At 64.3% G+C, this 26747-nt stretch carries 32 protein-coding genes; 19 read left to right on the plus strand and 13 right to left on the minus strand.

The genetic code is table 11. The features are described 5' to 3' along the window. Positions 1–2: 2 nt before the first annotated feature. A complete protein-coding gene (locus OSH12_RS00815) occupies positions 3–446 on the minus strand; it encodes a c-type cytochrome (protein ID WP_266341599.1) in 444 nt (147 codons plus the stop codon). Positions 447–743: 297 nt separating this feature from the next. Here OSH12_RS00815 and OSH12_RS00820 point away from each other — a divergent pair, with 297 nt between their 5' ends. Continuing rightward, positions 744–1346 carry a superoxide dismutase gene (locus tag OSH12_RS00820; RefSeq protein ID WP_266341600.1) on the plus strand — a complete coding sequence of 201 codons (603 nt, stop codon included), beginning with the start codon at positions 744–746 and terminating at the stop codon, positions 1344–1346. Between the two features lie 69 nt (positions 1347–1415). On the opposite strand, the gene OSH12_RS00825 is transcribed toward OSH12_RS00820, so the two are convergent. The 5 genes from OSH12_RS00825 to msrB form a co-directional block, all read right to left on the minus strand. After that, positions 1416–2132 carry a glutamine amidotransferase gene (locus tag OSH12_RS00825; protein WP_266341601.1) on the minus strand — a complete coding sequence of 239 codons (717 nt, stop codon included), beginning with the start codon at positions 2130–2132 and terminating at the stop codon, positions 1416–1418. A gap of 83 nt (positions 2133–2215) precedes the next feature. Further along, the gene (locus tag OSH12_RS00830) at positions 2216–2563 is read right to left on the minus strand and encodes a hypothetical protein (protein ID WP_266341602.1); all 348 of its coding nucleotides are present in this window, start codon (positions 2561–2563) and stop codon (positions 2216–2218) included. Positions 2564–2647: 84 nt separating this feature from the next. Further along, the gene (locus OSH12_RS00835; protein WP_266341603.1) at positions 2648–4738 is read right to left on the minus strand and encodes a S9 family peptidase; all 2091 of its coding nucleotides are present in this window, start codon (positions 4736–4738) and stop codon (positions 2648–2650) included. An 81-nt stretch (positions 4739–4819) separates the two neighbouring features. Further along, on the minus strand, positions 4820–5278 hold the full coding sequence (locus OSH12_RS00840; RefSeq protein WP_266341604.1) for a lipocalin-like domain-containing protein: 459 nt from the start codon (positions 5276–5278) through the stop codon (positions 4820–4822). 55 nt (positions 5279–5333) lie between these two features. After that, positions 5334–5768: a peptide-methionine (R)-S-oxide reductase MsrB gene (gene msrB / locus OSH12_RS00845; protein WP_266341605.1), complete on the minus strand. Its 435-nt coding sequence runs from the start codon at positions 5766–5768 to the stop codon at positions 5334–5336. 241 nt (positions 5769–6009) lie between these two features. Between msrB and OSH12_RS00850 the strand changes: the two genes are divergently transcribed. The 11 genes from OSH12_RS00850 (at position 6010) to OSH12_RS00900 (ending at position 14199) form a co-directional block, all read left to right on the plus strand. After that, positions 6010–6495, plus strand: a complete 486-nt coding sequence (locus tag OSH12_RS00850; RefSeq protein WP_266341606.1) for a Na+/H+ antiporter subunit E — start codon at positions 6010–6012, stop codon at positions 6493–6495. Further along, complete coding sequence (locus OSH12_RS00855; protein WP_266341607.1) at positions 6492–6770, plus strand: monovalent cation/H+ antiporter complex subunit F; 279 nt, start codon at positions 6492–6494, stop codon at positions 6768–6770. Before OSH12_RS00850 ends, OSH12_RS00855 begins: the two co-directional genes overlap by 4 nt. Continuing rightward, complete coding sequence (mnhG, locus tag OSH12_RS00860) at positions 6767–7138, plus strand: monovalent cation/H(+) antiporter subunit G (protein ID WP_266341608.1); 372 nt, start codon at positions 6767–6769, stop codon at positions 7136–7138. The genes OSH12_RS00855 and mnhG overlap by 4 nt, the downstream gene beginning before the upstream one ends. Then, positions 7135–7671 carry a DUF4040 domain-containing protein gene (locus OSH12_RS00865; protein WP_266341609.1) on the plus strand — a complete coding sequence of 179 codons (537 nt, stop codon included), beginning with the start codon at positions 7135–7137 and terminating at the stop codon, positions 7669–7671. Before mnhG ends, OSH12_RS00865 begins: the two co-directional genes overlap by 4 nt. Next, on the plus strand, positions 7671–8090 hold the full coding sequence (locus OSH12_RS00870; protein WP_266341610.1) for a Na(+)/H(+) antiporter subunit B: 420 nt from the start codon (positions 7671–7673) through the stop codon (positions 8088–8090). Before OSH12_RS00865 ends, OSH12_RS00870 begins: the two co-directional genes overlap by 1 nt. After that, the gene (locus OSH12_RS00875) at positions 8087–8509 is read left to right on the plus strand and encodes a cation:proton antiporter subunit C (RefSeq protein ID WP_266341611.1); all 423 of its coding nucleotides are present in this window, start codon (positions 8087–8089) and stop codon (positions 8507–8509) included. Before OSH12_RS00870 ends, OSH12_RS00875 begins: the two co-directional genes overlap by 4 nt. Next, positions 8506–9978, plus strand: coding sequence for a monovalent cation/H+ antiporter subunit D family protein (locus OSH12_RS00880; protein WP_266341612.1), 1473 nt, complete (start codon positions 8506–8508; stop codon positions 9976–9978). Before OSH12_RS00875 ends, OSH12_RS00880 begins: the two co-directional genes overlap by 4 nt. After that, positions 9975–11438 (plus strand): monovalent cation/H+ antiporter subunit D family protein, encoded by a 1464-nt coding sequence (locus tag OSH12_RS00885; RefSeq protein ID WP_266341613.1) that lies wholly within the window; start codon positions 9975–9977, stop codon positions 11436–11438. Before OSH12_RS00880 ends, OSH12_RS00885 begins: the two co-directional genes overlap by 4 nt. A 183-nt stretch (positions 11439–11621) precedes the next feature. Beyond that, entirely contained in the window at positions 11622–11840 is a 219-nt protein-coding gene (locus OSH12_RS00890; RefSeq protein WP_266341614.1) for a hypothetical protein, read from the plus strand. Continuing rightward, positions 11833–13512, plus strand: a complete 1680-nt coding sequence (locus OSH12_RS00895; RefSeq protein WP_266341615.1) for a proton-conducting transporter transmembrane domain-containing protein — start codon at positions 11833–11835, stop codon at positions 13510–13512. The genes OSH12_RS00890 and OSH12_RS00895 overlap by 8 nt, the downstream gene beginning before the upstream one ends. A 270-nt stretch (positions 13513–13782) precedes the next feature. Further along, positions 13783–14199: a MucR family transcriptional regulator gene (locus OSH12_RS00900; protein ID WP_266341616.1), complete on the plus strand. Its 417-nt coding sequence runs from the start codon at positions 13783–13785 to the stop codon at positions 14197–14199. A 78-nt stretch (positions 14200–14277) separates the two neighbouring features. Here the strand turns inward: OSH12_RS00900 and OSH12_RS00905 are convergent, their stop codons facing one another. Next, entirely contained in the window at positions 14278–14601 is a 324-nt protein-coding gene (locus OSH12_RS00905) for a hypothetical protein (protein ID WP_266341617.1), read from the minus strand. A gap of 191 nt (positions 14602–14792) precedes the next feature. On the opposite strand from OSH12_RS00905, the gene OSH12_RS00910 reads away from it, so the two are divergent. Beyond that, entirely contained in the window at positions 14793–15158 is a 366-nt protein-coding gene (locus tag OSH12_RS00910; RefSeq protein ID WP_266341618.1) for a helix-turn-helix domain-containing protein, read from the plus strand. Next, a complete protein-coding gene (locus OSH12_RS00915; RefSeq protein WP_266341619.1) occupies positions 15158–15955 on the plus strand; it encodes a DUF6456 domain-containing protein in 798 nt (265 codons plus the stop codon). The genes OSH12_RS00910 and OSH12_RS00915 overlap by 1 nt, the downstream gene beginning before the upstream one ends. Here OSH12_RS00915 and OSH12_RS00920 read toward each other — a convergent pair whose 3' ends face one another. Together OSH12_RS00920 and OSH12_RS00925 are read right to left on the minus strand one after the other, a co-directional pair. Next, positions 15956–16396: a SufE family protein gene (locus OSH12_RS00920; protein WP_266341620.1), complete on the minus strand. Its 441-nt coding sequence runs from the start codon at positions 16394–16396 to the stop codon at positions 15956–15958. A gap of 93 nt (positions 16397–16489) precedes the next feature. Beyond that, positions 16490–16855 carry a DUF5330 domain-containing protein gene (locus tag OSH12_RS00925; RefSeq protein WP_266341621.1) on the minus strand — a complete coding sequence of 122 codons (366 nt, stop codon included), beginning with the start codon at positions 16853–16855 and terminating at the stop codon, positions 16490–16492. A 291-nt stretch (positions 16856–17146) separates the two neighbouring features. Between OSH12_RS00925 and OSH12_RS00930 the strand changes: the two genes are divergently transcribed. Genes OSH12_RS00930 through OSH12_RS00940 form a run of 3 tightly spaced genes read left to right on the plus strand, consistent with a single transcriptional unit; the run spans position 17147 to position 20094 of the window. After that, positions 17147–18919, plus strand: a complete 1773-nt coding sequence (locus OSH12_RS00930) for a PAS domain-containing sensor histidine kinase (RefSeq protein ID WP_266341622.1) — start codon at positions 17147–17149, stop codon at positions 18917–18919. Further along, a complete protein-coding gene (locus OSH12_RS00935) occupies positions 18912–19736 on the plus strand; it encodes a peptidoglycan-binding domain-containing protein (protein WP_266341623.1) in 825 nt (274 codons plus the stop codon). The genes OSH12_RS00930 and OSH12_RS00935 overlap by 8 nt, the downstream gene beginning before the upstream one ends. Positions 19737–19752: 16 nt before the next feature. Further along, entirely contained in the window at positions 19753–20094 is a 342-nt protein-coding gene (locus OSH12_RS00940; protein WP_266341624.1) for a DUF1491 family protein, read from the plus strand. Between the two features lie 7 nt (positions 20095–20101). On the opposite strand, the gene OSH12_RS00945 is transcribed toward OSH12_RS00940, so the two are convergent. The 3 genes from OSH12_RS00945 to OSH12_RS00955 form a co-directional block, all read right to left on the minus strand. Further along, positions 20102–21613, minus strand: a complete 1512-nt coding sequence (locus tag OSH12_RS00945; protein ID WP_266341625.1) for a hypothetical protein — start codon at positions 21611–21613, stop codon at positions 20102–20104. Positions 21614–22032: 419 nt separating this feature from the next. Continuing rightward, positions 22033–22632: a DUF1254 domain-containing protein gene (locus OSH12_RS00950; protein WP_266341626.1), complete on the minus strand. Its 600-nt coding sequence runs from the start codon at positions 22630–22632 to the stop codon at positions 22033–22035. Continuing rightward, positions 22623–23198 carry a DUF1214 domain-containing protein gene (locus tag OSH12_RS00955; protein WP_266341627.1) on the minus strand — a complete coding sequence of 192 codons (576 nt, stop codon included), beginning with the start codon at positions 23196–23198 and terminating at the stop codon, positions 22623–22625. The genes OSH12_RS00950 and OSH12_RS00955 overlap by 10 nt, the downstream gene beginning before the upstream one ends. Before the next feature lie 180 nt (positions 23199–23378). Here OSH12_RS00955 and OSH12_RS00960 point away from each other — a divergent pair, with 180 nt between their 5' ends. Next, a complete protein-coding gene (locus tag OSH12_RS00960; protein ID WP_266342417.1) occupies positions 23379–24317 on the plus strand; it encodes a DMT family transporter in 939 nt (312 codons plus the stop codon). Between the two features lie 119 nt (positions 24318–24436). Here the strand turns inward: OSH12_RS00960 and OSH12_RS00965 are convergent, their stop codons facing one another. Next, positions 24437–25327 carry an alpha/beta hydrolase gene (locus OSH12_RS00965; RefSeq protein WP_266341628.1) on the minus strand — a complete coding sequence of 297 codons (891 nt, stop codon included), beginning with the start codon at positions 25325–25327 and terminating at the stop codon, positions 24437–24439. Between the two features lie 602 nt (positions 25328–25929). Here OSH12_RS00965 and OSH12_RS00970 point away from each other — a divergent pair. Continuing rightward, the gene (locus tag OSH12_RS00970; protein WP_266341629.1) at positions 25930–26739 is read left to right on the plus strand and encodes a hypothetical protein; all 810 of its coding nucleotides are present in this window, start codon (positions 25930–25932) and stop codon (positions 26737–26739) included. Positions 26740–26747 lie beyond the last annotated feature (8 nt).

Consider the following 26747-nt stretch of genomic DNA (forward strand, 5'->3'; position numbering starts at 1 on the left):
GGTCAGGATTTCTTGACGCGGAATTTCTCGTGGCAGCTCTGGCAGCTGGCGCCGACTTCGCCGGCCGATGCCTTGATGGCGTCGAGCCCGCCCGCAGCGGCGGCAGCGCCGGCGGTGGCGGCCGCTCCCATCTTCGCGGCGATGGCCTCGAAGCCGGCCTTGTCCTGCCAGATCGCCGGGGAGGCGGTGGTCTTGCCCTGGTCGGATCCTTCCGGGAACAGGGTCGGGAAGGTCTTCATGTCGGCAGCGATCTTTTCGAACGCCGCCTGGGCAGCCGCGGCGTCATAGGGGGTCTTGCCCTGCACCATCTGGAAGATCGTCTTGGCGGCGCCGGCATTGTCCTTCATCAGCGCCTGGCGCTGGGCGATGACGTCGTCGGCGCCATGGGCAAGGCCCGCGGCTCCCAGCGTCAGGGCCAGTCCGGCCAGTATGATCTTGAATCGCATCGACAATCCTCCGTTGTGGTGTTCGGAATCATTCTAACTGTCGCGACGAACGATGACAGGGGCAAGTCGGAAGGCGTTGCGGTCACGCAAATATGATCGCCTTTCCAGCGTCTTCGCGCATGTCGCTTTGCGGGGCCGGGCGCGGATCGAAAACCGCATACCTTTGATTGTGCATCCGGGCGGAGACGAGTTGCCGGACGACCCGGCGCTGCCTATGTTGCGTTCGGAACCTTCCCGCCGGGGCGTCGTTTTTCTGACGTGCCCCAAACCCACCGACATGGTCGATAGGAGTCTCCCATGGCTTTCGAACTTCCGCCGCTGCCGTATGACTACGAAGCGCTCGGTCCCTTCATGTCGAAGGAAACCCTCGAGTACCATCACGACAAGCATCACCAGGCCTATGTCACCAACGGCAACAATCTGCTGAAGGACTCGGGCCTCGAGGGCAAGAGCCTGGAAGAGATCGTCAAGGAGAGCTACGGCAAGAATGCCGGCCTCTTCAACAATGCCGGCCAGCACTACAACCATCTCCATTTCTGGAACTGGATGAAGAAGGACGGCGGCGGCAAGAAGCTTCCGAGCAAGCTGCAGGCGGCGTTTGATTCCGACCTCGGCGGCTATGACAAGTTCCGCGCCGATTTCATCGCTGCCGGCACGACGCAGTTCGGTTCCGGCTGGGCCTGGGTCGCGGTCAAGGATGGCAAGCTCGCCATCTCCAAGACCCCGAACGGCGAGAACCCGCTCGTCCATGGCGGCGCGATCCCGATCCTCGGCGTCGACGTCTGGGAGCACTCCTATTACATCGACTACCGCAACGCCCGCCCGAAGTACCTCGAGGCGTTCGTAGACAGCCTGATCAACTGGGACTACGTCCTGGAGCAGTACGAGAAGGCCGTCTGATCCCACGGATCGGATTTGAATACGGAAACCCCGGCCTTGCGTCGGGGTTTTTCGTTTTCGGGGGAGCGTCTAGTGCGCTCCGGCGAGGCCTGCCTGCGCCAGCCATTCGCGCATCAGCGCGTCGGCGCGTCCGGCCAGAGCGGGACCATATTGTGCCGCCTCCCGCCGCAGGGCCGGGATATCGATGCCGGCGCCTGCCAGCTCGGCCGCATGGCCGACCAGCCAGCGCTCGAAGCGCGGGCCGGTATCCGCCTCGGGATGGAACTGCAGGGCGAGGATCGATGGCCCGAGCGAGAAGGCCTGCTGCGGGCAGGGGCCCGTCGACGCCAGATGAATTGCCCCCTCCGGCAGGTCATAGGTATCGCCGTGCCAATGCAGCACCGGGCCGCCTTCGAGATGACGCAGCGGGCTTTCGGCACCGGCAGGGGTCAGCGTCACCGGCGCGAAGCCGATTTCCTTGACCCCGGATGGGAACACACGGCTGCCGAGCGCCGCCGCTATCAGTTGCGCCCCGAGGCAGAGGCCAAGCGTCGGGCGGCCGGACGCCAGCCTTCGGGCGATGAAGTCGCGCTCCGCCCTGAGGAAGGGATAGGTCTCGTCCTCATAAACGCCGATCGGCCCGCCGAGCACGACCAGCAGGTCGGGCGCCAAGGGATCGCCGGCCAGGAAATCGGCGTCACCTGCATCGCGATAGGTGATGGAGAAGCCTGCATCGGCGAGGGCCGGCGCGAACACGCCAAGGTCCTCGAACTGGACATGGCGGAGCGCCAGGACTGTCTTCGGCATCGTTTCGATCTGTCATTCGGGGAAATGGTGGCGGGACCGGAACGGTGGGCGCTCCGGTCGTCCAGCAGGTAGGAAAGGGCGGCTCAGAACCTTGCCGGCAAGCCTTGCGCGCAGCGGGTAAAGTTCATCAGACGGGGCCATTCGGTCTGGGTGTCGTAAAGCCAGCGCTTGCATTCCTTCTGGGTGCGGAAGCAGCCGACGCCCCAGGCGGGCTCCAGGCCGCGATCCCAGACATCCGGCTTCGAGCCGGAAAAGCGCGAGAACCAGACTTTTCGCGCGCCGAGCGACGCGGCGAGCGCCTGACAATTGCCCTGCGAAACATTCTGCCCGTAGCTCAGTCCGAAGAAGACCTGCGCGCTAGCGGGCGCAGGCACCGCAAATGCGCCTGCGAGTGACGATGCAACCAGCGCCATTGCCGCCAAACGTTTCATCGAAATGCCCTCGATTGTGCTTGGCAATTAAGGTGCGGCAGCGCTCGACGAAGTCAAGCGCCGCCGCGTTTTCGAGGAGAACGATCAGCCGTTACCGATGATCTTGCTGGCCACGACCTTGATGGCGAAGGCGGTCGAGAAGGCCGTCTCCTTCAACCGGTCGAACCGACCGGAAGCGCCGCCATGCCCGGCGTCCATGTTGGTCTTCAGCAGCAGCAACGCGTCGCCGGTCTTCTTTTCGCGCAGCTTGGCGACCCACTTCGCCGGTTCCCAATAGGTAACGCGGGGATCCGTCAGGCCGCCGATTGCCAGGATCGGCGGATAGTCGTGGGCGCCGACATTGTCATAGGGCGAATAGGCCGCGATGGTTTTGAAGTCCTCGGCGCTCTCGATCGGGTTGCCCCATTCCGGCCACTCCGGCGGAGTGAGCGGCAGCGTGTCGTCGAGCATGGTGTTGAGCACGTCGACGAAAGGCACTTCGGCGATGATGCCGCCGAACAGGTCCGGCTGCAGGTTGGCGACGGCGCCCATCAACTGGCCACCGGCCGATCCGCCCCAGGCGACGATCTTGCCGCGAGCGGTGAAGCCTTCCTTCGCCAGATATTCACCGGCGGCAATGAAATCCGTGAAGGTGTTCATCTTCTTTTCGCGACGGCCATCCGCATACCAGCGGAAGCCCTTGTCCTTGCCGCCGCGAATATGGGCGATGGCATAGACAAAGCCGCGATCGACCAGCGACAGCCGCGAAATCGAGAACGAGGCGGGAATGGTGATGCCGTAGGCGCCATAGCCGTAGAGCAGGCAAGGCGCACTGCCGTCGAGCGGCGTGTCCTTGTGGTAGAGCAGCGACACCGGCACCGTCTCGCCATCGGCCGCCTTAGCGAACACGCGGCGCGTGACATAGTCGGCCGGGTTGTGACCGGAGGGGATTTCCTCTTCCTTGCGAAGGGTCCGTTCGCGGGTCGCCATGTCGTAATCATAGACTCGCGACGGCGTCGTCATCGACGAATAGGTGAAGCGCAGCGTCGAGGTATCGAACTCGTAGCCGTCGCCCATGCCGAGCGAATAGGCTTCCTCGTCGAAGGCGATCGAATGTTCTTCGCCGGAAGCGAGCACCCGGACGACGATGCGCGGAAGGCCGGCAAAGCGTTCCAGCCGGACCATGTAGTCCTGATAAACCGTCATGCCGAGGATCAGCGTGCCGGGATTGTGCGGCACCAGATCGACCCAGTTTTCGCGACCGGGCGAGGCGACCGGCGCGGTAACGATCTTGAAGTCCTCGGCGCCGCCGGCGTTGGTCAGGATGTAGAGCTTGTCGCCGCTGTGATCGACGGAATATTCCTCCGCCGTCAGCCGCTCGGCGATCAAATGGTGCGCGCCGGTCGGGTCTTCCGCGTCGAGCAAATAGACTTCCGATGTCTCGTGATCATGGCTGTCGATCAGGATGTAGCGCGCCGACTGCGTCTGGCCGACACCGAGGAAGAAGCCCGGATCCTTTTCCTCGAAGACGAGCACGTCTTCCGCCTGCGGCGTGCCGATGACATGGCGGTAGATGCGGCAGGGGCGGTGGTTGTCGTCGAGCACGGTGTAGAACAGCGTGTTGCTGTCGGCAGCCCAGACGCCGCCGCCGGTCGTCGCCTCGATCGTGTCGGAGAGATCCGCGCCGCTCTCGATGTCGCGCACATGCAGCGTGTAATATTCCGAGCCCTTGTCGTCATAGGCAAAAGCAAGGCGCTTGTGATCGGGGCTGTGATCGGCGCTGCCGAGGCGGAAATAGGCGCGGCCCGCCGCCATCTGGTTGCCATCGAGCAGGATCGTCTCCGGGCCGGCTCCGTCGCGCGCCGTCCGTACGACCAGCGGCTGTTCGGCGCCTTCGGTGAAGCGCATCGCATAGGCAAACGCGCCATCGGGCGAGGGGACGGAAGAGTCGTCCTCCTTGATGCGGCCGCGCATTTCCGCGAACAGCTTGGCCTGCAACGCTTCGGTTTCCGCCATCGCGGTCGCCGTATAGGCATTTTCGGCTTCGAGATAGGCGCGGATGTCGGGCGCGAGCAGGGAAGGGTCGCGCATGACCTCCTGCCAGTTGCCGGCGCGCAGCCAGGCATAGTCATCGGTGAGCGAGATGCCGTGATGTTCTGTAGTCACGGGGTGCTTGGCGGCGAGCGGCGGTGTCACGAGTGAGGATACTCCGGCGGAAAACGGAAGTTGAAACGTGGAAACGAGGACGGTCGATCGGGCGAACGGGATTCGGCGCCCTCAGCGCGGTGGGGAAGCATCGTCGACAACAACCTTCTCCCGCATCCAGGATACGCGAGCGAAAACGGTGGCTTCCTCCCCATTCGACGATGGCAGGCGAAGCGGGGCGCTCACCAGGTCGAGATGATCTCCATCCAAGGTGTAGTACCGGACCTGATCGCTGCCAACCCAGGGCGGAAACCAGGCGATGTCGACATGTGTCACCAGCCGGTTGGGCGGTTCGATCCGGTAGCGGCCGGAATAGGCGACTAGCGACTGGAATGCCGCCGCTTGTTCGGCCTCGGTCCTTGGCAGGGGCCGATCGCTCGGCGTCATCAGGGCGAAGAAGCGGCCATCGGCGTGGAAAAGGATGGTGCCGGACGGATTAGCCCCGAACGGTTCGCTGCGCTCACCCGTATTGATGGTCTCGAAGACGAAGGATTTCAGCGTCCACGATCCAAGTAACCGGTCCCTGTCCATCGCCGCGCCTCGCCCTGGCGGGTTGCCGGAGAATGCCTCCGGCGCCCCGTGTCGTTTAGCTCTGGCTGTCGTCCGGCTTCAGCTTCAGCGCGGTGCCGTTGGTGCAATAGCGCAGGCCGGTCGGGTTCGGACCATCGGGGAACAGATGGCCGAGATGCGCCTCGCAACTGGCGCAGACGATTTCGGTTCGCACCATGCCATGCGAGACATCCGTCACTTCGCCCACCGCCACATCGTCGACGGCCGCGAAGAAGCTCGGCCAACCGCTGCCGGACTCATACTTGGTCTCGGAGCGGAACAGCGGCGCGCCGCAGGCGACGCATGTGTAGAGGCCAGCGCGCTTTTCATGGAGGTAAGGGCCGGTGCCAGGCCGCTCGGTCGCCTGCTGGCGGGTCACGGCATATTGCTCGGGCGTCAGTTCCGCCCGCCATTCGGCATCCGTCTTCTCGACCTTGGTGCGTCCGGCGTCGGGGCGATCGGTGGTGGTCATGCGCGCTCCTGTTGATTGGCGGTCGCCAAGGCGGTCCGCAAATCGCAATCGGGTGAAACACAAGCTGAGACCTCTAGATAGGCCATCGGCGCGATTTCACAATCTGCCATGTTCATGTTGTCGCGTTCGTCGAAGAGCCAGCCAACTTGTCTTGGGCTGACCGTCCCAGCGTGCTTTACCTGTGTCTAACCATCGAATCACGCGCGCCTTGCGGGATGTCCGAGCAGAAGGAGCCGACTACATGCTGCGCACCGCTAGTCTTGCTCTGGCTCTGTTTGCCTTCTGGCTGCTCTTGTCGGGCCACTACACTGTGTGGCTGGTGATTTCCGGCCTGGTCATCTCGATCCTGCTCGCTCTAGCGGGGCGCAAGCTCGGCTTTGCCGACGAGGAAGGGCATCCGATCGATCGGCTTTTCTCCGGTTTGATCTATTGGCCGTGGTTGGCGCGCGAGATCGTCAAGTCGTCGATTTCGGTGACCAGGATCATCCTCGATCCGAAATTGCCGATCTCGCCGCAGCTTTTCCACACCAAGGTGTCAGCCCGCACGTCCATCGGCGTCGCGACCTATGCCAATTCGATCACGCTGACGCCCGGCACGATCACCGTCGGCGTCGACCGCGAGCACGACCGCTTCCTCGTCCATGCGCTGACCAAGGCGGGCGCCGACGATGTCGAGGCAGGCGATATGGATCGCCGGGTCCGGCGTTTCGAGGGGAGGGCGGAATGATCGCCGCAGCCCTCCTGGCCGTGCTCGTCGCCATGGCGCTGGTCGTGGTGCGCGCCTTGCGCGGGCCAACCACTTTCGACCGGCTGCTGGCCGCCAATTCGATCGGCAATCTCGCGATCGTCGTGCTGGCGCTGTTCGGCTTTCTGACCGAGCGGCCGGAATTCCTTGATCTCGGCCTGACCTACGCGCTGCTCAATTATGTCGGCATCTTCGCCGTGCTGAAGTTCTTCCGGCACGGCTCGCTCGGTGCCGAGGCGGAGGCCGACAAGCCATGATCGACCTTGTTCGCGAAATCGCAGCCGGACTGTTCCTGTTCGCGGGCGCGTTCTTCCTGCTCGCCGGCGCCATCGGCATGAACCGGATGCCGGATCTGTTCACCCGCATGCACGCGGCTTCCGTCGGCGACACGCTCGGCGTCAGCCTGATGCTGATCGGCATGGTGTTTTTGGCCGGTTTCACGCTGGTCACGGTCAAGCTCGTCTTCCTGCTGGCTTTCCTGCTGTTCATGGGGCCGGTGGCCTCGCATGCCCTTGCTGCGGCGGCGCTGCAGGCGGGCGTCAAGCCGTTGCTCGCGAGCGAACGCACGAAGAAGCCGAGCGGAAAGCGCAAGCCGTCGTCGGTGAAGGGGAGCGGCAAGCCATGATCGAGACTGCCGTCACCATCATCCTTCTGTTGCTGCTGGGTGCCGTCACCATCGGCATCGTCCGGGTGCGCGGGCTGTTCGCCGCCGTGGTGCTGCTCGGAATCTACAGCCTGCTGATGGCGACCTTGTTCATTGTGCTCGACGCGGTGGACGTCGCCATGACGGAAGCGGCTGTCGGCGCCGGTGTATCGACCGTCTTCTTCCTCGGCGCGCTGTCGCTGACCGATACCGTCGAGGCGTCCGCCAAGCGCCCGCAGATCATGCCTGTGGTCGTTGCGCTGGTGACAGCCGGGGCATTGCTCTGGGGCTTGAGCGATCTGCCGGAATTCGGCTCGCCCAATCAACCGATCCACAGCCAGGGCGCGGATTACCTCGCCCGGTCGATACCGGAAACCGGCATTGCCAACGTGGTCAGCGCGGTGCTCGCCAGCTATCGCAGCTTCGATACGCTGGGCGAAACCACCGTCGTCTTCACCGCCGGCATCGGCATCCTGGCGCTGTTGCGGCGTCGGCGGGGCGAGGGGAAAAGCTGATGCGGCTCGATGTTGTCCTGCACGTCACGACCAAGTTCATCCTGGCGCCGCTGCTGCTCTTCGCCCTCTACGTTCAGTTCCATGGCGATTACGGTCCGGGCGGCGGCTTCCAGGCCGGCGTCATCGCGGCCGCCGCGATCATCCTCTACGGCTTGATCAATGGACTCGGCCCGGCGCAGAAGATCGTGCCTGTCGGCCTGCTCGAAGTGCTGATCCCCGGCGGCGTGCTGATCTATCTGAGCGTCGGCATCGCCGGCATGCTGCTGGGCGACAATTTTCTCGACTACAACCATCTCGCCCATGACCGCGTGCATGGCCAGGAATGGGGCGTCTTCCTCGTCGAGATCGGCGTGTTCGTGACCGTCTTTTCGACAATGATCGCGATCTTCTATGCGTTTGCCGGCCGGAGGCGCTCGTGATCGCGCATTTCAGCCAGATAGCCACTGTTTTCCTGATGGTCGCCGGACTTTACGTCGTCATCGCGCGCGGCAATCTGATCAAGAAGCTGATTGGCCTCTCCCTGTTCCAGACCTCCGTCTATCTCCTCTACATCCTGCCGGGAAAGGTGCTGGGCGGCACCGCGCCGATCCTCGACGCCGGTTATTCGGTCTATGCCAACCCGCTGCCGCACGTGTTGATCCTGACGGCCATTGTCGTCGGCATCGCCACGCTCGCGCTTGGCCTGACGCTGGTTGTCCGGATCAAGGAAGCCTACGGCACGATCGAGGAAGATGAGATTTTCGCCAAGGATGGTCCGCGCGCGAAGGTTGATCCCAAAGTCTCGAAGGCTAGCGTGAGCCCGCTCAACAAGACCGGCCGTGGCGGGAAATCGGCATGATCGCCACGCACCTGCCGGTCCTTCTGATCCTCGCCCCGCTGCTTGGCGCCGTTCTGGCGGCGCTGTCACGCAACGGTTTTGCCGCCTGGCTGATCGCGCTTGTCGCCTCGGCGCTGACGGCGACGTTTTCACTGGCGCTGTTGTGGCGCGTGCAGGCGGAAGGCGTCATTTCCTATCGTCTCGGCGGCTGGGCGCCCGAACTCGGCATCGAGTATCGCATCGATGCGGTCAATGCCTTCATCGTCGTTCTGATCGGCATCGTCGCCTTCCTGACGATGATCTTCGCCCGCCGCAGCGTGCTCGCGCCCGAGCGCATCGCGTGGTTCTACACGATGATGCTGCTTTGCGTGGCGGGCCTGCTCGGCATCTCGGTGACCGGCGACGCCTTCAACGCCTTCGTCTTCCTCGAGATTTCGTCGCTTTCGACCTACACGCTGATCGCATTGGGGCGGGATCGCCGGGCGCTGGTCGCCGCCTATCAATATCTGATCGTCGGCACCATCGGCGCGACCTTCTATGTCATTGGCGTCGGCCTGCTCTACCTTATCACCGGCACGCTCAATCTCGGCCTGATCGTCGAGCGGCTTGGCGCCATCGAAAGCTCGCGCGCGCTCATCGTCGCCGAGGCGTTCATCGTCGTCGGAATCGGCCTGAAGCTGGCGCTATTTCCGCTGCATGCCTGGCTGCCCAACGCCTATGCCTATGCGCCGTCCAGCGCCGCGGTATTGCTCGCCTCTACGGCGACGAAGGTGGCGATCTACCTGCTGGCGCGCTTCCTGTTCACGGTGTTTGGCGGCCATGTCGATGTCGGGCAGGTTCCGCTCGGCTCGATCCTGATCGGGCTGTCGCTGGCGGCGATGTTCATCCCGTCCGCCGCCGCCGTTTTCCAGAATGACATCAAGCGCGTCCTCGCCTTCTCGTCGCTCGGGCAGATCGGCTACATCACGCTCGGCCTGGCGCTCGCCAATCCGACCGGCCTGACCGGCGGCCTGCTGCATCTCTTCAATCACGCGCTTATGAAGGGCGCCGCCTTCATGGCCATCGGCGCGATCGTCCTGCGCACCGGCACGGCCAAGCTCGATGAACTCTCCGGCATCGGCCGCACCATGCCCTGGACTGCCGGAGCGCTCACCGTGGCCGGTCTTGCCCTGATCGGCGTTCCCGGCACCAGCGGCTTCGTCTCGAAATATTACCTCATCCTTGGATCGATGGAGGCGGGGCTCGGCTGGCTGGCGATCCTGATCGTCGCGAGCTCGCTGATCGCCGTGCTCTATGTCGGCCGCATCGTCGAGGTGATCTGGTTCCGCGAACCGGCGCTTGCCGCACGCGAAGCCAGCGAAGCGCCGGGCGAACTCCTGCTGCCGATGCTCATCCTTGCCGGTGTGACGATCTATTTCGGTCTGGATGCCGAATGGCCTGCCGGGCTGGCGTCCGCTGCGGCGCAAGCGCTGCTCGGGGTGGCGCGATGAACGGTCTCGCCCTCAATGATGCCATGCTGCTTGGCTGGGCGCTGGCGCTGCCCGCATTGGCGACGCTCGCCATCCTGCGCCTCGACCGCTGGCCGAATATTCGCGAGGCCGTGACGCTGATCGCCTCGGTGCTGCTCTTCGCCGTCGTCATGGCCCTGACAACCCGCGTACTGGCCGGCGCGCGGCCGGAACTGCACCTTGCCTCCGTCGCGCCCGGCCTGACGCTGGCGCTCAAGATCGATCCGCTCGGCATGCTGTTCGCCGCCGTCGCCGCAACGCTGTGGATCGTCAATTCGCTCTATTCGATCGGCTACATGCGCGGCAATGAAGAGCCGCGCCAGACGATCTTCTATGCCTGTTTCGCCATCGCCATCTTCGCCACCATGGGGCTGGCATTTTCCGGCAACCTGTTCACGCTGTTCGTCTTCTACGAGATCCTGTCGCTCTCGACCTATCCGCTTGTCACGCACAAGCAGACTCCGGCGGCGATGCGGGCAGGGCGGGTCTATCTTTTGACCCTGATCGGCGCGTCGATGGTGCTGTTGCTGCCGGCAATTGTCTGGACCGGCCTTGTCGCCGGCACGCTCGATTTCCGTACCGGCGGCATTCTCTCCGGCAAGCTCGGCGACGGCGCGCTGGCCTTGCTATTCGCGCTGTTCGTGTTCGGCGCGGCGAAGGCGGCGGTCATGCCGCTGCATCGCTGGCTGCCGGCGGCGATGGTGGCGCCGACGCCCGTCTCCGCGCTTCTCCATGCTGTCGCCGTGGTCAAGGCGGGTGTCTTCACCATCCTGAAGATTGCCGTCTCGGTGTTCGGCATCGAGACGCTGCAGACGAGCGGCGCCAGTGAATGGCTGGTCTATGTCGCCGGCTTTACCATCATCGCTGCCTCGGTCGTCGCCCTGCACGCCGACGATCTGAAGCGCCGGCTCGCCTATTCAACCATCGGCCAGCTTTCCTACATCGTGCTGGCGGCGGCCCTCGCATCGCCCGTCGCCGTTATCGGCGCGGCGTTGCACATCGCCGCCCATGCCGTCTCGAAGATCACCTTGTTCTTCGCCGCAGGCTCCGTTTACACGGCCGAGCATGTGACCAAGATCAGCCAGATGGACGGCATCGGCCGCCGCATGCCCTGGACGATGGGCGCTTTCGCTATCGGCGCGCTGTCGATGATCGGCCTGCCGCCAACGGCGGGCTTTTTGGGGAAATGGTTCATCCTCGATGCAGCGACCGGCGCTGCCAACTGGTTCGCGGTCAGCGTCATTGTCGTCTCGACGGTGCTGAATGCGGCTTATTTCCTGCCGATCCTGACGCGCGCCTTCCTGCGTCCGGCCAACGGGCCGAGGCAGGAAGCGCCGTTGCCGATGGTGATCGCGTTGACGGTCACGGCCGCTGGAACCGTGCTGTTGTTCATCTTCCCCAGCGTGCCGTTCCGTCTCGCTTCTATGATCGTGGGAGGGTGAGATGCGCTGTTTCGGAAGCAAGACCCTCACTCAACCCTCTCCCGCAAGCGGGCGAGGGCTTTTGGGCCCGCGCGCTTCAGCAGCAACCCTGTCGAATGTGCACGCTCTGGAGAACTGCCTCGCCCGCTTGCGGGAGAGGGTTGGGGTGAGGGGCTTTCCTGAATCCACCGTCGGGAGCCCCCCATGACCGTCACCGGTCGCAAGATCCTGTTCGCCCTCGTCGCCGTTCTCGCGCTGCTGGTCGTCGTCGATTCCTTCGTCACCCATCACCCCAGCTTCGGCATCGACGGCACGCCGGGCTTTGCCGCCTGGTTCGGCTTGGTCAGCGCGGCCATCGCGGTTGTGGTTGCCTATGGCTGGGGATTGCTGATGCGACGTCCGGGGGAGCGTGCAGATGACTGAGACCTTCGGGCCGCTGTCGCCCGCCCTCATCCTGATCCTCTCCGGATTGCTTCTGCCACTCCTGCGCGGCCCGTTGCGCAACGCTCTGTTCCTGTTCGCGCCTGTTGCGGCCCTCGTGCTCGTCTGGGCGTTGCCGCTGGAACCGGGACTCGCGATCGACTGGCTCGGCCTGCACCTCGTGCCTCTCGCATCCGACAATATGTCCCGCATCTTCGGAACAGCCTTCGGCATCGCGGCGATTGCCGGCGCGCTCTATGGCGTTTCGCAGCCCAGCGTCACCGAGAAGGCCGCGGCTTTGGTCTATGCGGGTGCGGCGCAGGGCATCGCCTTTGCCGGCGATCTCGTAACCCTGTTCGTATTCTGGGAAATCCTGGCAATCGGCTCGACGCTGGTGATCTGGTCGAACGGCAACACGCGCGCCGGGCTGCGCTATGCGCTGATCCATGTGCTGGGCGGCGTGCTGTTCTTCGCTGGCATCTCCGCGGAGATTTCCGCCTCCGGCAGTGTCGCGATGCACGCCATGCGCGCCGACACGATCGGCCGCTGGCTGATGCTGTCCGGCATTCTCGTCAATGCCGGCGCGCTGCCGCTCTCGGCCTGGGTCGCGGACGCTTATCCGAAGGCATCATGGTCCGGCGCCGTGTTCCTCTCTGCCTTCACCACCAAGGCGGCGGTTCTGGTGCTGATCCGTCTCTTCCCGGGCGAGCCGGCGCTGCTCTGGATCGGCCTTGCCATGGCGATCTACGGGCTGATCTATGCCCTGCTCGAAAACGACATCCGCAAGCTGCTTTCCTATTCGATCGTCGGCCAGGTCGGCTTCATGGTGGTGGCGGTGGGCATCGGCTCGCCGCTGGCGCTGGCCGCCGCCGCGCTCCATGCGCTGGCGCATATTCTCTACAAGTCACTGCTGATGATGGCCGCCGGCTCGATCCTGCGCTCGACCGGCGAGACGCGGCTGACCGAGTTGGGCGGGCTGTTCCGCGTCATGCCGTTCACGGCGGTGGCGATGCTGGTCGGCGGCTTTTCGCTCGCCGCCATGCCGCTGACGGCTGGATTTATCAGCAAGTCGGCAATCTTCGCGGCGCTGGCGGAAGATCAGGCGCGGTTCTACTGGTTCGCGCTTATGGCGATCTCGACAGGTTCCGTCCTGTATATCGCGCTGAAGCTGCCCTGGTTCGCGTTATTCGGGCAGCGCAGGAGCGATGTGGCGGTCGAGCCCACGGGCTCGATGAAAGCTGCGATGGGCGGGCTCTGTGCGTTGATTGTGGCGCTTGGTTGCTTTCCGGCCTGGCTCGAAAGTCTTGCGCCGGAAATCGTCGGTGTACCGATCCTGACGGTCGATCACATCCTGTTCCAATGGCTGATGTTAATCGCCGCAAGTTGCATATTTATCGGCTTGTTCGCGTTACTTCGGCCAAGTGTTGGATCTACGCTTGATGTCGATTGGCTATGGCGCGAATTGCCGCGTCAGGTAATTCCGTTCTCGAATGGCATTCGTGATCGCTTCCGCAAACCCGCCGATCGCGGGCTGAGCCAAGCGAAACAGGGGATAGCCTTGTTTTCGCAAGCGTTTCAGTCGCGTCTGCGAATGGCGGGCAACTGGCGAACCGGCGAAGTGGCCGCCTGGGCGACGGCGCTGTTGGCAATCTATGTGTTGATCGCGGCATTGTGAATGGCGTTCAGAGGCCGTTGTGTGATCACGGGAAGATTGGCCGAGACGAATCGCCGCGACCACAAAGATGTGTCATCGGCTATCAATGCACGGACTTAGCGCTTGTCTTTGCGGAAGCTGACTTATATAGCTGCCACGAAGTAACGGATTTAGCGCGCCAATGGCCACTGTCGATGCTTGGATTTTCCGGCTCTGGCGCCCGCGTAGCTGCAAGCTCTGAATTTCTTCGTTACAGAATTTGTTATGAAACAACCGAAGCTAGGGTAACCCATGATTGAAAAAACGGCAGGAAGCGATCTCATCGATCTGACGGCAGATATCGTCTCCGCTTATGTCAGCAACAACTCGGTTTCGGCTCAAGATCTCCCGGGTCTGATCACGGAAGTCTATCAGGCTCTGAATCGCACCCATGGCGGCGTTGTCGAGCCCGAGCCCGAGCCCCAGAAGCCGGCCGTGAACCCGAAGAAGTCGGTATTCCCGGATTTCATCATCTGTCTCGAAGACGGCAAGAAGTTCAAGTCGCTGAAGCGCCACCTGCGCACGCACTATGACCTGTCGCCGGAAGAGTATCGCGAGAAGTGGGGCCTCCCGGCCGACTATCCGATGGTCGCTCCGAGCTACGCCGCAGCCCGTTCCGAGCTGGCGAAGAAGATGGGTCTCGGCCAGCAGCGCAAGCGCCGCCCGTAGTCCTGATCGATTGAAATCTCAAAAGGCCCGGCATCCGCCGGGCCTTTTTTGTTTGGGCCACTCCAGCGCGCCGCACTGTTACGGCTGCAATTGCCGTCTTTCGCCTTCATAGGCCTGATGCAGAGCAATGTGGCGGTTGAGGTCGTAGGTCCAGTGGCCGGCCCGGCCGCGCATTCGCTCGGCTCTTAGCGCCCGGGCGAGCCTGGCCAGAATTCGCCGTCGCGCCGCCTCGCTTTCGTCGGCAAGCTCCGTTGGGGGCAGGGGCAGCAGGCGTGGCAGGGAAGTTTGGCGTTGATAAAGCGCGATGCCGGCCCCGATCACCGCGTCGATCGCGTGATGGGCGCTTCGACGCATTCGTGCTCGCAAGGCTGGTTCGTCGGGACAAGCGGTGGCTTCCGTCATGACTGGCTCCTCTTTCGAAGGCCGTCATTTTCGCTCTGCTCGCGAGTTGGGGGATAAACAGGCTGTCTATCCTCCTCTCGGCACGTCCGGATGGATGTCCGGCGCGCTCCAAAATTCTATCCCCGGCAAAGGAGTTTGGATCTAAACTGCGTTAGGTTTAAATTCCTAGTGTAGTCGAATAGGAGGTTCCCATGAGCGTACAGGTGGATCGAGCTGAGCATCGCGACAGCCGTTGCCGCCGCGCGCGGGCCGAGGGCACCAGACGGATGCTGGTGTCGCTGGTCGGTTCGGCGCTTTCGGTGGATCGGGATCGGCTTTGCGCGGCCGGTCGCGGCACGGCCGAGGAAGCCTATGCGCGTCAGATCGCCGTCTATATCGCCCATACGACGCTGGGGCTTTCCTATACCGAGGCCGGCCGGCTGTTCGGGCGCGACCGGACCACGGTTGCGCATGCCTGCCGCATCATCGAGGAACGCCGCGAAAGCCCGCGCGTCGATCAGTTCGTCGATCGTTTGGAGCGGGCGGCCTGCGGCAATACTGCCGAGAGGAGGGCGTGATGGCGACGCGCGAAACCGACCGTCTGGCCCGTCGCCTGGCGACGGCAGGCGCCCGCATCGAGCCGGAAGGCGAAGGTTTCGGCCTCGTGTCGCCCTTGACCGCCCGGCGCGCTGTCGTCGAGACGGCGAGCGTCCGGTCGGTACTGGCGGATGGGGCACTGGAGACCGATGGTGCGGGCTATGTCCTCTCCCGCGCCGGCCGGGCCAAGGTTCGCCGGATGCTTGCCGGTGGCGAGGACTTTTCCGTCCAACATCAAAGTCGCGCGCAACAAGCCATCGAGATGGACGGGGCGCATGTCACCGTCCTGGTCGACCAGAGCGAAAGCCCGCTCTCATGGCTGCGCAGTCGCAAGGGGCGCGATGGCAAGCCGTTGATCGACGACGCCGCCTTCGGGGCGGGGGAGCGTTTGCGGGCTGATTTCACGCGGGGCCAATTGATGCCGCGCGTGACCTCGAACTGGTCGGCGGCGGTGGCAAGCGGAAGGCGCGGCGGGGCGGGCGGCATGGCCGATCTGACTGAATCGGCGCTTTCGGCGCGGCTGCGGGTCGAGCGGGCGCTGGCGGCGACGGGGCCGGAATTCTCCGGCATTCTTGTGGACTTTTGCTGCTTCCTGAAAGGCATCGAGGAAATCGAACACGAGCGCGACTGGCCGAAACGCTCGGCCAAGCTGGTACTGCAACTGGCGCTTTCGGCGCTCGCCCGGCACTACGGCCTTGGCGCCAGCGTGAAAGCTCGTCCGTCAGGCGGAGGCGTTCGCCACTGGGGAACCGACGACTTCAAGCCGACCGCCGGCTGATCAGGCCGCGGCTTCGGCCGCCGCTTCCGTCTTGATGCGATTAACCATCGAGCGCAGGCCGTTGGAGCGCTGCGCCGTCAGATGCTCGCGCAGGCCGATTTTCTCAAACACCGCTTCCGCGTCTGTCGCGACGATTTCGGCAGCCGGACGACCGGAGAACAGCGCGATCACGATCGCGACGAGGCCGCTGACGATCAGCGCATCGCTGTCGCCCTTGAAGTCGAGATGCGGGCCGTCGGCCTCCTGCCGCACGTCTTTCTGCAGCCAGACCTGGCTGGCGCAGCCCTGCACCCGGTTGGCCTCGTTGTGGGCTTCGGGCGAAAGTGGCTCAAGCGTGCGGCCGAGTTCGATCAGATAGCGATAGCGATCATCCCAATCGTCGAGAAAGGCGAAGTCGTCGAGAATCCGGTCGATGGGCGAAAGCGTCGTGGTGATGTTCATGGCACCCCGCATATAGCGTCTCGCGCGTCGCTGTGAAACGGCAGACGCAGAAAAGAATGCGGGTTTCGCCAAGCGGGGCCGAGTGGGAAAAGCTCAGGCCTTGCGCTCATGCGGCGTCGGAGCGTGCCAGTTTGGCTCGACATCGGAAGGTGTCAGCGTGCCGCCCGAATTGGCGCCGGGAAGGATGGGCGTCGCGGCGGAGAGCGATCCGTCGATGGTGCTGTAGATCAGCTGCGCGCCATAGCGCGCCTTGGCGCCGAACGCTGCAAGCGCCGCGCCACCATTGGTGCAGACGTCCGGCTGGCGTTCGCACATGCCGGAAAGATCGGCGACGGCGCCGCGGGCGGCAAGCAGGGCATCGATGGCGTCGACACGCGGCGCCTGGACACCGTGGCTTGGATCGCCGGGGATCATCAGGACGACGACCGAAAACCAGAATGCTGCCCGCAGGATAAACATGGATCCGGTCCTTCCGCCTTCATGGGTGCCGCGTCGCCTCGGCTCGCCCGGGGCTCTTGATTGTCACCCTAGTCGAAGCAACTGAAGGCTAGGTTCAGGGAAAACGCAGCAATTGAAAGAGCTTGGTCAGGATCGGTTAACCATGGTGAGGCGCTTCTACTGGGGCTTGCTCGCCGGCTTTAGGGTTCCCTTAAGCGGGGACTGCCATGATGCGGGCATTGCCGGAAGGTCCTGCGCGTTGCCTTCGCAGCGGGCCGGAAGGCCGGAACGAGCGTCATTGGTGTGTTGTGTATGACGGTTTCATTCGAGCCTTTGCGGCGAATCATCGACGGGCTGGTCCACAGCTCGGCGGCTGACGATTCGCTGATTGCCGCGCGCCATCGCGCCTTCATCGCGGCGCATCTGGCGGTCGGGCTCGGCGTTCTCCTGCTGTTCCCGATCTGGCTGGCGCTGGCCGGTCGGCCTTCCTTCGTGTCCGCGCTCGCCTTTGCCTGGCTCGCCGCGCCGCTGCCGATCGCCGCGTTCCTGTCGCGCACCGGCCGCTATGGCGAGGCGCATCTCCTTTCGGCCCTGGCGCTCGCCGGTCTCGTCGTCTGGGGCGGCGCGCTGACCGGTGGTCTTGGCTCGCCGGCGCTGGTGCTGCTGGCGATCGTGCCGGCCGAGGCTGCCTTGTCTGGTTCGCGCCGCATCACGCTGGCGTCGATCGCGATTGCCGCCTTCGCACTCATTGGTTTGGCCCTCGTGGCACTCACCGGCTTGATGCCCGCGCCGCTGGTTGGATCCGCCTCCTTCGCGCCGATATTGATCGCCGCCGCCATCCTTTATGGCTGCGGTCTTGCGCTGCGCATCGAACTGGTCCAGCGCGTCGCGGAAGGGGCCGCTCGCGATGGCGAGGCGCGCTACCGGATGCTGGCCGACAACACGATCGATCTCGTCACCCGCCACAATAGCGTCGGTGCGGTCGAATTCGCCTCGCCTGCCACCCGCTCGATGCTCGGCTGTTCTTCGGCGGAATTGATCGACCATGGCCTGTTCGACCGGGTCCATGTCGCCGACCGCCCCAGCTATCTCCATGCGCTTTCGGAAGCCGACCGCACCCACGAACCGCGCACCGTCGAGTTCCGTCTGCGTCGAGCCGGAAGCGAGGGGACGGCAGGCTTCATCTGGGTCGAAATGCGCTGTCGTCCGGCGCTGGATGCCTCGACCGGCACACGCACGGTCGTCGCGGTGATGCGCGACATCACGGCGACCCGCAGCCAGCAATCCGCATTTGCCGAGGTTCAGTCCTCCGTCGACCAGGCCAACCAGTCGAAGGTCGCGTTCCTGGCCCATATGAGCCATGAACTGCGTACGCCGCTCAACGCCATCATCGGCTTCTCGGAGCTGTTGCAGCGTGAGCTGTTCGGCAAGTTCGAAATGGCGCGCCACCGCGATTACATCCGGTTGATCCATTCCTCCGGCGAGCATCTGCTGCAGGTGGTCAACAGCGTCCTCGACATGTCGAAGATCGAGGCCGGCAAGTTCGATGTCGTGGCGGTGCCGTTCCCGGTCGTGCCGGTGATCGACAGCGCGCTCGACATGGTTGCGCAGCAGATCGCCAGCCGGGGCGTCAGGCTCGTGCGTCGGATCGATCGCGACCTGCCGGACATCGTCGCCGACCGGCGCGCCTGCCGGCAGATCCTGCTCAACCTGCTGTCCAATGCCGCCAAGTTCACGGAGGCCGGCGGCACCGTGACGGTCACGGCCTCACTGGAGCACGGCGATCTGGTGATCGAAGTCCGCGATACCGGCATCGGCATCGCCGCCAACGACCTGCCGCACATTGGCACGCCGTTCGTCCAGGCAGACGCCTGCGCCGATCGGCGCGGCGAAGGCACGGGCCTTGGCATCTCCGTCGTCAAGGGCCTGGTGGCGCTGCAGGGCGGCACGTTCAGGCTCGAAAGCGAAGCCGGACGCGGCACGGTCGCGACTGTACGTCTGCCGGTGCGCCCGGAGCGCGCAATGATCCCGCGTGCCGATTCCGCCGATATGGTCCTCCAGCAGAGGGAGCGCAGGCGTGCGTGAGCGTCAGGCGCCAGCCAAGCGGAAGCGTCCCTCGGCCGCCCGGTCTCGTCCGGTCGTGCAGGAGAGCGAAAGCCTGCTTGGACGGCTGGCCGACAAGGTCATTGAGAATCCGGGGCGCGCGGGCGGTTTCACCCTGATTACGATCGCCGTGACGGCGATCGTCTCCAACGCCGCTTTCCTGCAGACCAAGCATCATCCTGACCCGCTCTTCGTCACGCGCGAAGTCGCCGAGAGACCCATACTCGACATCGGCCCGGCCACGGCTTCCGTGCCGCTGCCGAAGAGCCGCCAGACCGCGACGGTGCGGTTGCCGGGAGCCGCCAATCCGGCGCAGCCACTGCCGCAGGCGATTTCCGCCTCGTCCAGCAGTGCCGCCCCGGTGGTCAATCTCGTCGCCGCCACGCAGAAGGCGCTCGCGGATGCGCGGCTCTATGATGGTGCCGTCGATGGCGTCATGGGTCCGCAGACAAAGGCAGCCATCTCCGCCTTCGAGAAGAAGATCGGCCTGATCCCGACCGGACAGCCAAGCGCCCGGCTGCTTGGCCAGATGCGCAAGGGCACGCCGCGCGCCCAGATCGCCGATCCGATTTCGACCGGCTCGATCGACGATTCAGCCGAGCGCGAGCGGATGACGCGGGTCCAGGCCGCGCTGAACGAGATCGGCTATGGTCCGATCGAGACCGACGGCCATGGCGGCGGCAAGACAGCCACGGCCATTCGCCGCTTCGAACTCGACAACGGCCTGCCACTGACTGGCGCTGCCGGTGACGCCGTCATCGCCAAGCTGGTGATGATCGGCGCCATGAATACGCTGTGAAGATTCCGAGGCAGCCATGCGCGTGACATCCGGCCTCTGGGTCGCGGCCTATATCCGCCGTGCCTTCGTCGAAGGAGCGTTCGCGGCCGTGGTGCGGCGCGGGTCGGAAGAAGCGGGCGCCATTTTCGTGGTCGTGGACTGGCTGGATGGTACCGTCGACCTGTACGGCCCCGCGCCGCAGACCGCCTTCGATGATGGCAAGCCAACAGACCGGTTGTTCAACCGGATCGGCGATCGGATCGATCGGCTCGCGATGCAGGAGCGGATCGCGTCGGAAACGCGGTTCGATTCCGATATCTGGGTAGTCGAGATCGAGGATCGCCAGGGGCGGTCCTTTCTCGAGATCGCCGCCGACTGACGTCGCCTCAGGCGATCTTTTCCGCCCATTTCACGCGCTCGTTTACGCCTTGGCGTTCTGTCGCGACAGGGCGAGAATCCTTGCGCGGAACGTCCGCGAAATGAGGCTGGTGCACGGGTTCGGCCTCGGCATCGCCGCGCCAATAGCCCACCAGCTGGTTCGCAGCGGGCTGAGCGACGCCCGACAGCAATTCCGTCAGCCGGAAGAAGGCTTCGACCGCGTCGCGCATCACCGGATTGGCGAAAAGCAGCACCTGCTGCGCCTCGGTGTCGGACAGGCCGATGGCCTTCAGCAAGACGACAAGCGCCTCGCCGGACGGATCATCCAGCAGTGTCGTGACCTGGTCGATGTCGAGCCGGAGCCCTTCGGAAAGCGCCGCGATCAGCGCTTCGCGCTGGCGTTGGCGCGCCAGCATGGGAAGGCGGGCTCGACTCAGCGCCGCGCGAAACGCGTGGTCGACCTGCATCGAGGAGGGCTTTGGGATTGAGATCTGCCCCGGCGACAGCGCAGCGATCAGTGCCAGCCGATCGGCGCGGTCGAGGTGCAGGAAGGCAACTGCCGGATCGCCGGCAACCACATCGTCTGCCTCGGAGGACTGTGCGTCAGCGACAACCGGAGTGTCTTCGAGAAAGGCCATTTCCGGCACCGCCGGAGCGGGCTCGGTCGTAACCTCGGTCGGCGTGCCGGCTGCAACTTTGGCGGCAAGATGCGGAGTCTGGGCGGGTATCTCGACGGCTGCCTGAGCTTCAACAGGCGGTGGCGGCGTGGCAGCAGTCGGGCCGGCAACCGGCTTCAGCGTCGGCCGCAAATGGCCGGGCTGTCCGATTTCGGAGGCAAGCGCGCTCATTTCCGCGCTCAGGCTCGCGGTCAGGACGCGGGCTGCGGCGAGCGCCGAAAGCGGTTCCGACGCCGTTTTCAATGGCGGGTGATTCGTTTGTTCCGAAACGGGCTGGACAACATCTGGCGCGATTGCGGGTGTTTCGGCCTCGAACTCGGTCGGCAATTGCAGAATAGGCTCGGCGATTTCGACGGCCGGAATCTCGGCTGTCTCTATCTCGAATGGCGGAATCGTTGGCGCGAGCGGCGCCTCTTCGGCAACCGCCGGCAGCAGAGCGATGGTCTCGGCGTCGCCAGTCATCCGCAGGGCGCCGATGATATCCGGCGCGAGGTCGTGGCGCGATGCGATCATCCGGTAATGCGCCGGGCCGGTGGCGGCCATGATCGCCAGCAGATCAAACGAATTCAGGTCCGGCGCGTGACGCAGGATCGGGGAGGCGATCTCGGGCAAGTCCTTGCCGAGCAACCGTAAAATCGCGCCGGGCGTGTCCGGGTGACGCGCCAGCCGCTCGGCCACGAAGGCGCGATCGGCAGACGTTACCTTGGTTAGGAAATGCGCCGCCAGTTCCTCGAAGCGGCGAATGCCCGTCTGGTCGTGCGTCTTGTCGAGCACGAACAATTCCGTCGTCGCCCGAAGCAACGCGGCATCGCGGCTTTGCTGGCTCGATACGGCCATGGCCATGAGTCCATCCGAAAAATGCGAGGGATGCATGATGACGCGTTACCCGAAGAGCAGTCGACGCGATCGCAAATTCCGTCCGGGTGCCCCGATCGCCAAGCCCTGGCCGATCATGACGAAAAGTTGTTAGCGATCCGTTAACCTTGCCGGTTGGTAAATGATGCTATTGTTGATGAGAGCGTCCGCCGGGCTAATGGGGCGACGATGCAGCCGGACGGACCTCCAAGGAGGTCACATGGGCACCATCCTGAGCTACTCGGGCGATCGGCGTAGACGCGTCCGGTCCACCCTGCCGCGACAGGGAACTTGCGAGATCATCATTTTCACGGGCGTACGGATTGAGCGGTCGCGTCCTGACCGTCCCCCCTTGCCGCAACTCCCGCTTGCACAGCAGCCGAAGCCCGGCCGCGGCGCTTGATCGACTATTGTTTCTCGTCGCCGGGATCGGCGGGGGGAGGGGCATCGGCCGATGGCAGCTCGGCCGAGCAACTGGCGGCGCGCAACATCGTTTCCGCCCGGCCGACCAGCGTCGGGTCGGCGACAAAACTGCGGATCAGCGCAAAGCCGCGCGTGATCGGCACCTCGATGACGATCGACTGGTCGAGCGCCGCGATCGGGTTCTCGCGCAGTTGCGCCATCTGCACCGGCGTCGCGATCACCAGGTCGATGTCGGCGCGTTCGGCCGAGCGGTCGTTCAGGCTGTAGACATTGCTGCCGCGCCGGTTGAACACCGCGATTGACCAGAAATCCTCCGGCATCGCCGCCTTGATGCGGATCGGCCCGTCCTCGAGCGAAAAGCGGCAGGCGGCATAGGCCATTTGCGGATCGAGATAGGGCAGCGGTTCCGTGCCCGGCTCCGACATCGGCAGAAGATGAAACGCGCCGTCCTGGCCGAAGCGACCAAGCGAGGTCCAGGCGTCGCGATTGGCGAAATCGGGCATCAGCAGGATCACGGCGATGTGGATGATACCGCCGAGCAGCAGGCCGCCTATGACATAGAGCAGGGTGCGGATCACGGACATCCGACCCTCTCGATCGCCGGCACGACGATGGCGCCGATGGTCGCGCCGCCGGCCAGCGGCGTGTCGTAGAGGCGCAGGATCAGCCGGAACCGGTCTTCCGTCGTCACCGGCAACCAGTTGCCCGGCTGTGCCGAGCGCGACACGGCGATGGTGAAGCTGCCGTTTTCGTGGCGCAAAACCTCGCGCGAATGAAACACCGTGCGCTGGGCCGGGTTCTCCATCAGGTGCCCGTCGCCGTCATAGACGGTCAGCGTCCAGAGCCGCGCCGGCGGCGTCTGGCCGGTGATGCGATAGGTGCAGCCGCCATTCAACCGCGAGCCCTGGTCGTCGGCATCGGCCGAGAAGGCGAGGCCTTCGCCGGCGCCGAGCGGCACTTCGCCGGTGCGCGCCAGCATCGCCGCCGTATAGGGGTCGGCGTCCGCGCTGCCGGTATCGGGCCATGCCGTCCAGGCGCCGCGCGTCACCGCCCCGAACATCCGTTCGCGGTCGAGCACGAGCGCGGCCGAGCCGAATCCGACGATCACGGCGATGGCAATGGCGATGGCGAGGTTGATGAGAAGTCGCAAGAACAGGCCTCGAAGCGGAGTGTGGCGAAGATAGCGTGGCCGAACGCCGGGCGATAGCACGGTTGATGCAAACCATCGGCGGATGCACGCCGCTTTGCATGACCGCCGCAAGAAACGGGTTGCCACCGAAGGGCAAGGCGGGCAGAGCAGGCGGGTGTTCCGCAACCTCCCGAGGCGATGATGACGACGGCGATCCGCCAGACGATGACGCGCGGCGACTGGGCCCTGCTGGCGACCCTCTCGGCGCTCTGGGGCGGTTCGTTCTTCTTCAATTCGGTCGCCGGCAAGGCGTTGCCGCCCTTCACAATCGTGTCGCTGCGTGTCGGCATCGCGGCGTTGATTCTGATCGCGCTGATCCGCCTGACGGGCAAGACGCTGCCGGAAGGCTGGCGGGTCTGGCGCGTGCTGTTCGGCATGGGCCTGATCAACAACGTCATCCCGTTTTCGCTGATCGTCTGGGGCCAGACCCAGGTGCCGAGCGGGCTCGCCTCCGTGCTCAATGCCACCACGCCGTTCTGGACGGCGCTGGTCGTCAACTTCCTCACTGCGGACGAGAAGCTGACGGCGGCAAAGCTCACCGGCATCGCCATCGGCGTCGTCGGCGTCGCGGTGCTGATCGGCCCCGCCGTCTTCCTCAATCTCGGTTCGCATGGGCTTGGCGAATTCGCGATTCTGCTGGCAACCCTCAGCTACGGCTTTTCCGGCGCACTTGCGCGGCATCTGCCGCGCCTCGGCGTCGCGCCGATGACGGCCGCGACCGGGCAGATGATCGCCGCGACGACGATGATGGTGCCGCTGGCGCTGATCTTCGATCGCCCCTGGCAGCTGGACATGCCGGGCTGGCATGTCTGGGCGGCCATCCTCGGCCTCGCCGCGCTCTCGACCGCGCTCGGCTACCTGATCTTCTTCCGCCTGCTCGCCCGCGCCGGCGCGACCAACACCTCGCTGGTGACGCTGCTGGTCCCCGTCTCGGCGATCCTGCTCGGCACGCTGGTGCTGAACGAGACGCTGGAGCCAAAGCATTTTGCCGGCATGGCGCTGATCGGCCTGGGGCTGCTGGCGTTCGACGGCAGGGCGTGGCGCACGCTGCGGGCGCGCCGCGCCGTCGAAGCCACGTGACATCAAGAGTGGCGGCACGCTCCGTCGGCTCCCTCGCCCACGCAGTGGGAGAGGGCGGGGGTGAGGGTCTTGCTTTCCTCTAGAAGGCCTGCGTGCAACCCGGCGCCGCCGCGTCGCCTTCAGCCCAGCACGGCGCGCACGAAAGCGCCCATCTCGGCCAGCGAGCGACGCCCATCGGCAAGCTGCGGATAGAACAGGTGCCAGGCGTGGATCATCTGCGGCCAGACCTGCAGGCTGGTTCGCACATCGGCGGAAGCCGCGACGCCGGCCAGCCGGATCGCATCCTCGAGCAGCGTCTCGTCGGACCCGACCTGGATCAGCAGCGGCGGCAAGCCCTTGAGATCCGCATGGATCGGCGAAACCAGCGGATTGCGGGGATCGGCGCCATGCAGATAGGCCGTCGCCAGTTCCTGCAGATACGGACGCTGGATCAACGGATCGACCGCCGCCTTGCTCTCCATCGTGGCAGCAGACATTTCGAGATCCACCCAGGGCGAGGCGCACCACGCGCAGGCGGGCAGGGGCGTGCCCGCATCGCGCAGCGAAACCAGCGTCGAGATCGCCAGCCCGCCGCCGGCGCTCTCGCCTGCCAGCACGATGTTTTCCGGCAGAAACCCTTGCGCCAGCAGGAAGCGATAGCCTGTCAGCGCATCCTCGAGCGCCGCCGGAAAGGGGTTTTCCGGCGCCAGCCGATAATCTAGCGCCAGCGTGCGCGTCCCGGCTTCCCGCCCGGCCTGCGCCAGCATGTGCCGGTGGCTCCGGATCGACCCGGCGGCATAGCCGCCGCCATGCAGGAACAGGATTGCGCGCTTCGGATCGGCATCGGGCGTCAACGTCCATTCCGCCTTAACGCCATCCGCATCCACCGGCTTGACGACGACATCCGCCGGCATGTCGTAGCGCGCCGTCAGTCCATCCAGCCGCTTCCGCCGCCCCGCCAGATCCGCCGGCCGCTCCCCCGCCGCCAGCAGGGCGCGAACGGCTGCGATTTCTGTGGCTGTGTCGGTCATTTTTGCCTCCCCCGGTTTGAGTTCGATCCCTCGACCGCCCGGACGCGGATGTCCCAGCGGAGCCGATCGTTCGCCCAAGATTTGCGCGCGCCGTTCCGGTAGCGTCAATACGGGATGCGGAAACGGCAGTTGGAAGGATTGGGGCGCGTCGAAGGACGGATTCAGTTTGACAGCGGGGCGCTGCCTCCTTGGAGCCGAACCATGTTCGCCGGCATGGCGCTGATCGGCGGCAGGGTAAGCAGACGGTGACGGCGTGACGACGTCGCGGGTGAAAGTTGTGAGGGCTGTGTTGCAAAGCGTTGACAGGGGTCCCGCATGGCCGCTTTAGGACTAGTAACTGTCATTTGGCTGTCGACCCCATTCCCGCCATTCACGATCAAACTCGGGTAACGTGAAAGCCGTCGTCTCCCCACCCCTGATCGTCATCTGAAACGGGCGGATTCATAAGCTCGCCGAAGTCGCGAAAGATTCCCAATGTGTCACCGCAAGCGGATGCTCACTCCAGGTTCCCATTTTACCGGTTTTCAGCGATCAGCGTTACGGTTAGATATGCGGTCGCAAGCACGCGGCCGCCGATATTTTTGCAGAAAGAGATTTAGACCGTGGCGATTTCCTCTTTCCAGCTGAAATCAGCGCAGTTCCTTATGAATGGGGGTGTTCCACAGGTCATTGATTTCCTCGGACCCAATGCACACGCCGACAGGTCGCATATAACACTGATTACAGGAGCCAATGGCAGTAGTAAGAGCCGGATATTGGCAAGCGTTGTGGATCGCTTCTGCGAACTCCACGATGAGAGTTCCGAAAAAAAGGTATCAAAACGGTACAGCACGTCTGGAACTCACGGACTTATTTGTGAGAGAATCGACAGTCGAGGAGACCGGGCCAGAGATACTCACAATAACTTACATCGCACCGTTCTGCCGACAAAGATCTTAGTGCTGTCCAATCTTGTTATGGACCGATTTCGCTTTGTATCAAACGACCCCAACGATGATCAGTTTTACCAGTATCTCGGTGTAAGGCAGGCAACAAACCTGATGACAACGGGCTCAATGCAACGCTCCGTTGCTGAGGCTGTTATGCGGCTCTATGCAGATGAAGCCAAACGCGATCTGTTCCAAGGTTGGGCCGAGTTGGTGTTTGGTAGCACCCGTGAAATTGCCCTCACTTTTGATCGCGTCTCAATTTCGCAGATCGAGAAGTTTCTGTCAGAGGCAGATCCTGTGAACGCCTTGGTCGAGCGGATGGCCCGCGTGCGGGGTAGCGCTAGGCCCAGCGATGAACGGCTGCTTGAGGGCGCCAGCAAGTCAGCTCCGCAACTCATCCATTTTTTCAGTATCTCCTCAGCCGAACTGAAAATGTTGAAAGCCTCGGGGGTAGAGGACTTAGCCGCCCTGGCCTTAGGTTAAGGTTAGAT

Source organism: Kaistia terrae, assembly GCF_026344005.1.
GTDB lineage: Bacteria > Pseudomonadota > Alphaproteobacteria > Rhizobiales > Kaistiaceae > Kaistia > Kaistia terrae.